Below are 7,099 nucleotides of genomic sequence, written 5' to 3' on the forward strand. Positions count from 1 at the left end.
GTTCCTATATCCTCATCCCCCCAAGCTGCCCTCGGGCTTCGACCCTAGGGCCTGTCCCCGCCAGCAAAATGTTTCGACCGGACACGCGGGGAGGGAGGATGACATCCGGCGCAAACCGCCGCTTCCACCCCCTTCTTGACGCCATTGCCATCCCCGGCCAAGACTGGCGGCATGACGTCCACCGGCGACCCTTCCCGATGACAAGCGCCCAGACCGACTGGTTCGACACGCCCAGGCTTCCCGCGGGGGACGAGGTGCTGCATGTCGATGTCGACGGTTATGAGGGGCCGCTCGACCTGCTGCTCGATCTGGCGCGGCGGCAGAAGGTCGATCTGTCGGCCATCTCCGTGCTGGCGCTGGCCGAGCAATATCTTGCCTTCATCGACACGGTGCGCGAGCGGCGCATCGAGGTCGCGGCCGATTATCTCGTCATGGCGGCGTGGCTGGCCTATCTCAAGAGCCGGCTGATGGTGCCGCAGGCGGCGAGCGACGAGGAGCCGAGCGGGGAAATGCTGGCGGCCATGCTGCAATTCCGCCTCAAGCGCCTCGAGGCCATGCGCGATGCCGGCTCCCGGCTGATGAACCGCCCGCGCCGGGGATTCCAGGTGCAGGCGCGCGGCGCGCCCGAGCCCGTCGAGATCGCCCGCCGCTCGATCTGGGAGGCCAGCCTCTACGATCTGCTCAAGGCGTATTCCAGCCAGCGCGAGCGTGGCGTGGTTTCCGGCTATACCCCGCTGCTGCGCACGGTATGGTCCTTGCAGGATGCGCGCGACATCCTGGAGCGCCTGATCGGGGACAGCATGGAATGGGTGCCGCTCGACCTCTATCTGGCCGATTATCTGGCCAGCCCGGCGGAGCGGGCCACGGTGCGCGCCTCCAGCTTCGCCTCCAGCCTCGAACTGGCGCGGCAGGGGGAGATCGACCTGCGCCAGTCCGAGACTTTTGGGCCGCTGTTCCTGCGCCGCCGCCGGAGCGATGCGCGGTGAGCGGCGGCGATCGGGACGAGGGGGCGGGGGACGACGGGACCGGCGAGGTTCGGCGCCGCCATCTGCGCATTCTGGAGGCGCTGCTGTTCGCCTCCGCCGAGCCGCTGCGTCCTTCCCAGATGGCGCCGTTTCTGGGCGAGGGCGCCGATGTGGAGGCGTTGCTGCTCCGCCTGCAGGCGCAATATGCGGAGCGGGGCGTCAATCTGGTGCGGCGCGGCGAGGGCTGGGCGTTCCGCACCGCCGAGGATCTGGGCTTCCTGTTGCGCCGCGAGGAGCAGGAGACGCGGCCGCTCTCGCGCGCCGCGCTCGAAACCCTCGCCATCATCGCCTATCACCAGCCCGCCACCCGAGCCGAGATCGAGGAAGTGCGCGGCGTCGCCACCGGCAAGGGCACGCTGGACCTGCTGATGGAAGCGGGGTGGGTGCGGATGCGCGGCCGCCGCCGTACGCCGGGCCGCCCGGTCACCTATGGCACTACCGAGGCCTTTCTCGATCATTTCGGGCTGGAAAGCCTCTCCGACCTGCCGGGGCTGGAGGAGTTGAAGGGGGCGGGACTGCTTTCGGGCCGCCTGCCGCCGGATCTGCAGATCCCCTTGCCCTTCGATGGTGCGCTGCGCGAGGACGAGGACCCGCTCGACCCGTCCGATCCGGGCGACCCGGAGCCGGAGGAGGACGAGGCCTGATCCGCGAAAGACTTGCGGCAAAGCGCCACCAGGGCGGTTTTGCGCGGCTTTCATGGGGTGAAAGGGCAACACGTTCTTGTGTTCGGGCGCGATTAAACCTATTTCTCGGTCTACATATCGCGTGTAACGCGTATCAGGACTTGTAGGGAGACTACCATGCACGCGCCGTCTATCTGGGGCATTCTCGTCGTCGCCGTCGTCGTTATCCTGCTCTTCGGCCGCGGGAAGATTTCCGGCATGATGGGTGAGGTCGCCTCCGGCATCAAAGCCTTCCAGAAGGGCATGAAGGACGACGACGACAAGTCGGTGGAGCGCATCCAGGCCACGGCCGAGGTCGATGCCCGCGAAGTGGACAAGAGCAAGGACGCCTGAGCGTTCTGCCTTTTCACTGCTAGAGGCGGCATGGCCGCCGTTCGGAGAGAGTTTTCATGCTCGGTCTAGGCTGGACAGAGATGCTGGTCGTCGGCGTCGTGGCGCTGATCGTCATCGGCCCCAAGGACCTGCCTGTCGTCATGGGCAAGGTGGGCAAGGTGATCGGCCAGATCCAGCGCATGGGCCGCGAGTTCCAGCGCGAGATCAACAAGGCCACCGGGCTGGATGAAGTGCGCAATCTGCGCAACTCCATCACCTCGCCGCTCAAGCAGACCGCCGACGAGATCCGCCGCGAATTCAATGCCATGACCCCCAGCGGCCCCAAGCCGAGCGGCGTCATCAAGCCTGCCGACCCCAAGGCCGAGAGCGTGGTCGACGAGATCCGCGAAAAGGCCGGCATGCCGCCGGCCGCCAAGCCTGCCCCGGTCGCCGACGAGCCCGCCAAACCCCGCGCGACGAAGCCGAAGGCTACGGCCAAATCCACCGCCGCCAAATCCACCGCCGCGGCGAAGCCGGCCCGCAAAACTGCCGCCAAGCCCGCCGCGAGCGCCGAGCCCGAGGCTCCCAAGCCCGCCGCTGCGCCCAAAAAACCCCGCGCGCCCCGCAAGAAGCCCGCTGATACGGCCGGAAAGAACTGAGAATGGCCGACACCAAGCCGCAGATCGAGGACAAGAGCAAGGACAAGCCCGAGGTCGAGGACGAGCTGGCCGGCAGCGAGGCGCCGCTGCTCGATCACCTCATCGAGCTGCGCAAGCGGCTCATCCACAGCGCCATCGCCATCGTGGTGCTGATGGTCGTCTGTTTCATCTTCGCCGGGCAGATCTTCGATATCCTGCTCAATCCCTATCGCTCCATCTATCCCAATCCGGGCGATATGGAGCTGATCTACACCGCCCCGCAGGAATTCTTCTTCACCCAGCTCAACCTGGCGTTTTTCGGCGCGGTGTTTTTCGGCTTTCCGTTCCTGGCCATGCAGATTTACCGCTTCGTCGCGCCGGGTCTGTACAAGCACGAGCGCAAGGCGCTGGTGCCCTATCTCGTCGCCACGCCGGTCTTCTTCCTGCTCGGCGCCATGATGGTCTATTTCGTCGTGCTGCCCATGGCGCTGGGCTTTTTCGCCGGCATGCAGACCGAGGAGATCCGGCTGCTGGCCAAGGTGTCCGAATATCTGGGCCTGGCGATGACGCTGATCCTGGCCTTCGGGGTCTGCTTCCAGCTTCCCGTGGTGCTGACCCTGCTGGCCCAGATCGAGCTGGTCAATGTCGAGCAGCTCAGGAAGGGGCGGCGCTACGCCATTGTCGGCATCCTCATGGTCGCCGCCTTCATCACCCCGCCCGATCCCATTTCCCAGATCGGCCTTGCCATGCCGATGTACGGCCTCTACGAACTGTCCATCCTGTCGGTTCGCCTGGTGGAGCGCCGCCGGGCCCGGGCGCTGGCGGCCGAAGCTTCAGCCGAATCCTGATCGCCGGATTTTCGTCCGTCCCTGCCGCCATGCCCGGCACGAGGCCGTTCCGTTGTTCCCAAGAGGCGGGCAAGGACCCGTAGCACGATGTTCGATATCAAGTGGATCAGAGACAATCCCGAGGCTTTCGATGCCGCCATGGCGCGGCGCGGGAACGGCTCCGTGCGCGCCTCCGATCTCATCGCCATCGACGAGCGCCGCCGCGGGGTCATCGTCCGCCTCAACGAGGCGCAGGAAAAGCGCAATGCCATGTCCAGGCAGATCGGCCAGGCCAAGGCGCAGAAGGACGAGGCGCGCGCCGCCGAACTGATGGCGGAAGTCTCGCGCCTCAAGGACTTCATCCCCGCCGGCGAGGCCGAGGAGCGCGCGGTCGAAAAGGAGCTGCGCGACGCCCTCGCCGCCCTTCCCAACATGCCGCTCGAGGACGTTCCCGAGGGCGACGACGAAAGCGGCAATGTCGAATATTTCGGCCCCAACGGCACGGCGGAAACCGCTGCCCGCCTGCGCCCGCCCAAGCCCGTCTTCGCCTTCGCCCCGAAAGAGCATTTCGAGATCGGCGTCGCCGAGAAGGACATGGATTTCGAGATCGCCGCCAGGCTCTCGGGCAGCCGTTTCGTCGTCCTCAAGGGGCAGCTCGCGCGGCTCGAGCGGGCGCTGGGCCAGTTCATGCTCGACCTGCACACCACCGAGCACGGCTATCTCGAAGTGCAGCCGCCGGTTCTGGTGCGCGACGATGCGCTGTTCGGCACCGGGCAATTGCCCAAATTCGAGGAAGACCTGTTCTTCACCCCGCACGGCGAAAGCCGGCTGGCGCTGATCCCCACGGCCGAAGTGCCGATGACCAATTTCGTGCGGGAATCCATCCTCGCCGAGGAGGAACTGCCGCTGCGCTTCACCGCGCTGACGCCCTGCTTCCGCTCCGAGGCGGGCTCGGCCGGCCGCGACACGCGCGGCATGCTGCGCCAGCATCAATTCGACAAGGTGGAACTGGTCTCCATCACCACGCCCGAAGCGGCCATCGACGAGCACGAGCGCATGCTCGCCTGCGCCGAGACCGTGCTGCGACGCCTGGGCCTGCATTACCGCGTCATGACCCTGTGCACCGGCGACATGGGCTTCCAGGCCCGCAAGACCTACGATATCGAGGTGTGGCTGCCGGGCCAGGACAGCTATCGGGAAATTTCCTCGGTCTCCGTCTGCGGCGATTTCCAGGCCCGCCGCATGGAGGCGCGCTATCGCCCGGCGGGCGAGCGGCAGCCCCCCCGCTATGTGCACACGCTCAACGGCTCGGGCGTGGCGGTGGGCCGCTGCCTCATCGCCGTCCTCGAGAACTACCAGCAGGAGGACGGCTCGGTGCTGGTCCCCGAGGCGCTGCGCCCCTATATGGGCGGCCTCGCCGCGATCGGCGGGCGCTGACATGGCGCCGCGCATCCTGCTCACCAATGACGATGGCGTGGATGCGCCGGGCCTGGCCATCCTGGCCGGCATCGCCCGGGCGCTGTCGGACGATGTATGGATCGTGGCGCCGGACGGCAATCAGTCCGGGGCAGGGCACCGCTTCACCTTCGGGCGCGAGCTGTCCTTCGAGGAGCGCGGCCCGCGCCGTTTCGCCGTCATCGGCGGCTCGCCGGCCGATTGCGTTGTCGCCGGCATGACCCATATCCTGGGCGACAGGCCCGCCGACCTCGTCCTTTCCGGCGTCAATGCGGGCCAGAACCTGGGCGATATCATCAATTGCTCGGGCACGGCGGCCGGGGCGCGCGAAGGCGTCCTGCAGGGCGCCATCGGCATCGCCCTCAGCCAGTCGATGAATTACGACGTCTCGCGCGATCCCGACTGGACCAATGCCGGCCATTTCGGCGCCGAGGTGGTCGCGGCCATTCTCGCCGCCCATGATGGGGAAGACGTGTTCTACAACGTCAACTTCCCCTTCTGCGCCACGGGCGAGGTCACCGGCCTCGCCGCCGTCGCCCATCAGCGCTTCTCGCGCTCGCCCATCCGTTATTATCCCAGCGACAAGGATGGCGAGTTCTTCATGGCCATTCCCGAGACACCCAAGCCGCTCGATCCCGAAGCCGATTTCGAAACCCTGCATCGCGGCCGCGCCATCACCGTCACCCCGATGCGGCTGCAACAGACCGACATGGCGCTGCTGGAGCGCATGCAGGGCACGTTGAGTCTTTAGGCAAAATACTATTCGTTGGAACCGGATCATCTCATATTCACCTTGACCATCGCCCTTCGCCACCCTCTTGAGGGGAGGGAGCTAGAGCCTTTCATTGTCAGGCGGAATCGGTGCCTTTGCTCCCCTCCCCCTTGAGGGGAGGGGTTGGGGGTGGGGGTCCTCTTCGGTGGCTCATAAACCCACCCCCTCCCCAACCCTCCCCTCAAGGGGGAGGGGGCGCCGGGTCGCCGCTTCCGCCAAAACCTGAAAGCCTCTAGAAACGCCGGCGCAGAACCCCGCAACCAACACAGGACCCATCATGGCTGACCAGATCCGGATCGCCATAGCCGGCCACGGCAATCTCGGACGCGGCGTCGAGACCGCGATCCAGAAAAACCCCGATATGCGCTTTGTGGGCATCTATACCCGCCGCGCGCCGGAAAGTGTCATCCCGTCACTGGCGGGCGCGCCGGTGTTTTCCATGGCCGAGCTGCCGGGCCATGCCGGCCGCATCGACGTGCTGATCCTGTGCGGTGGCTCCAAGGAGGACCTGCCCGAGCAGGGGCCGCGCCTTGCGGCCCTGTTCAACACCGTCGACAGTTTTGACACCCACGCCCGTATCCCCGAATATTTCGCGTCCATGGACGCGCCGGCGCTGGCCAATGAGCGGACCGCGCTCATCTCGGTCGGCTGGGACCCGGGCCTGTTCTCGATCAATCGCGTCATGGGCGAGGCGCTGCTGCCGGATGGGGCGACCCATACCTTCTGGGGCGACGGGCTGAGCCAGGGCCATTCCGATGCCGTGCGCCGCGTGCCGGGCGTCGCCGCAGGCGTGCAATATACGCGGCCCGTCCCCGAGGCGGTCGATCTGGTGCGCGGCGCTTCCCGTCCGGTGCTGACGCCGCGCCAGTCCCATCGCCGCGATTGCTTCGTCGTGCTCGAAGACGGTGCCGACGCCGAGGCGGTGCGCCAGGCCATCGTCACCATGCCGCATTATTTCGATCAGTACGACACCACGGTCACCTTCATCTCCGCCGAGGAAATGGAAAACAGTCACCGCGCCATGCCCCATGGCGGCTTCGTCATCCGCAGCGGCAACACGTCTTCCACCCAGACGCAGGTGGTCGAATACAGCCTCAAGCTCGACAGCAACCCCGAATTCACCGCCTCGGTGCTGGTCGCCTATGCCCGCGCCACCCACCGCCTCCACCTTTCGGGCCAGTACGGCGCCAAAACCGTCTTCGACGTCCCCCCCGGCCTGCTCTCGCCCAAAAGCGCGGCGCAACTGCGCGCCGAACAGCTTTAGGAAAGCGCCAGCGCAAACCGCCGCTTCACCCCTGAACGAAGCCCTCCCCACCGTCACCACCCGACTTGTTGTTCGGCCCTGATACATAGCTGACAGATGTTCGGGGACATGCCTGACACTTTT

At 66.5% G+C, this 7,099-nt stretch carries 8 protein-coding genes; all 8 read left to right on the forward strand.

Translation table 11 applies throughout. From position 1 onward, the window contains the following. Positions 1-197 precede the first annotated feature (197 nt). The 8 genes from ACFOOL_RS06650 to ACFOOL_RS06685 all read left to right on the forward strand — a co-directional run bounded on the left by ACFOOL_RS06650 (position 198) and on the right by ACFOOL_RS06685 (position 6,976). Positions 198-986, forward strand: coding sequence for a segregation and condensation protein A (locus ACFOOL_RS06650; RefSeq protein WP_380096030.1), 789 nt, complete (start codon positions 198-200; stop codon positions 984-986). Beyond that, positions 983-1,669: an SMC-Scp complex subunit ScpB gene (gene scpB / locus ACFOOL_RS06655; RefSeq protein WP_380096032.1), complete on the forward strand. Its 687-nt coding sequence runs from the start codon at positions 983-985 to the stop codon at positions 1,667-1,669. Before ACFOOL_RS06650 ends, scpB begins: the two co-directional genes overlap by 4 nt. Before the next feature lie 156 nt (positions 1,670-1,825). Then, a complete protein-coding gene (locus ACFOOL_RS06660; RefSeq protein WP_380096034.1) occupies positions 1,826-2,041 on the forward strand; it encodes a twin-arginine translocase TatA/TatE family subunit in 216 nt (71 codons plus the stop codon). A gap of 56 nt (positions 2,042-2,097) precedes the next feature. Further along, complete coding sequence (tatB, locus tag ACFOOL_RS06665; RefSeq protein ID WP_380096036.1) at positions 2,098-2,679, forward strand: Sec-independent protein translocase protein TatB; 582 nt, start codon at positions 2,098-2,100, stop codon at positions 2,677-2,679. Positions 2,680-2,681: 2 nt separating this feature from the next. Further along, positions 2,682-3,506 (forward strand): twin-arginine translocase subunit TatC, encoded by an 825-nt coding sequence (gene tatC, locus ACFOOL_RS06670; RefSeq protein ID WP_380096038.1) that lies wholly within the window; start codon positions 2,682-2,684, stop codon positions 3,504-3,506. A gap of 87 nt (positions 3,507-3,593) precedes the next feature. Then, positions 3,594-4,922 carry a serine--tRNA ligase gene (gene serS, locus ACFOOL_RS06675; protein ID WP_380096040.1) on the forward strand — a complete coding sequence of 443 codons (1,329 nt, stop codon included), beginning with the start codon at positions 3,594-3,596 and terminating at the stop codon, positions 4,920-4,922. A 1-nt stretch (position 4,923) separates the two neighbouring features. Then, positions 4,924-5,691 (forward strand): 5'/3'-nucleotidase SurE, encoded by a 768-nt coding sequence (gene surE, locus ACFOOL_RS06680; protein ID WP_380096042.1) that lies wholly within the window; start codon positions 4,924-4,926, stop codon positions 5,689-5,691. A 298-nt stretch (positions 5,692-5,989) separates the two neighbouring features. Further along, complete coding sequence (locus tag ACFOOL_RS06685; protein ID WP_380096044.1) at positions 5,990-6,976, forward strand: diaminopimelate dehydrogenase; 987 nt, start codon at positions 5,990-5,992, stop codon at positions 6,974-6,976. Positions 6,977-7,099: the final 123 nt, after the last annotated feature.

It is taken from the genome of Devosia honganensis (assembly GCF_042648785.1).
In the GTDB taxonomy this organism is placed as follows: Bacteria; Pseudomonadota; Alphaproteobacteria; order Rhizobiales; family Devosiaceae; genus Devosia; species Devosia honganensis.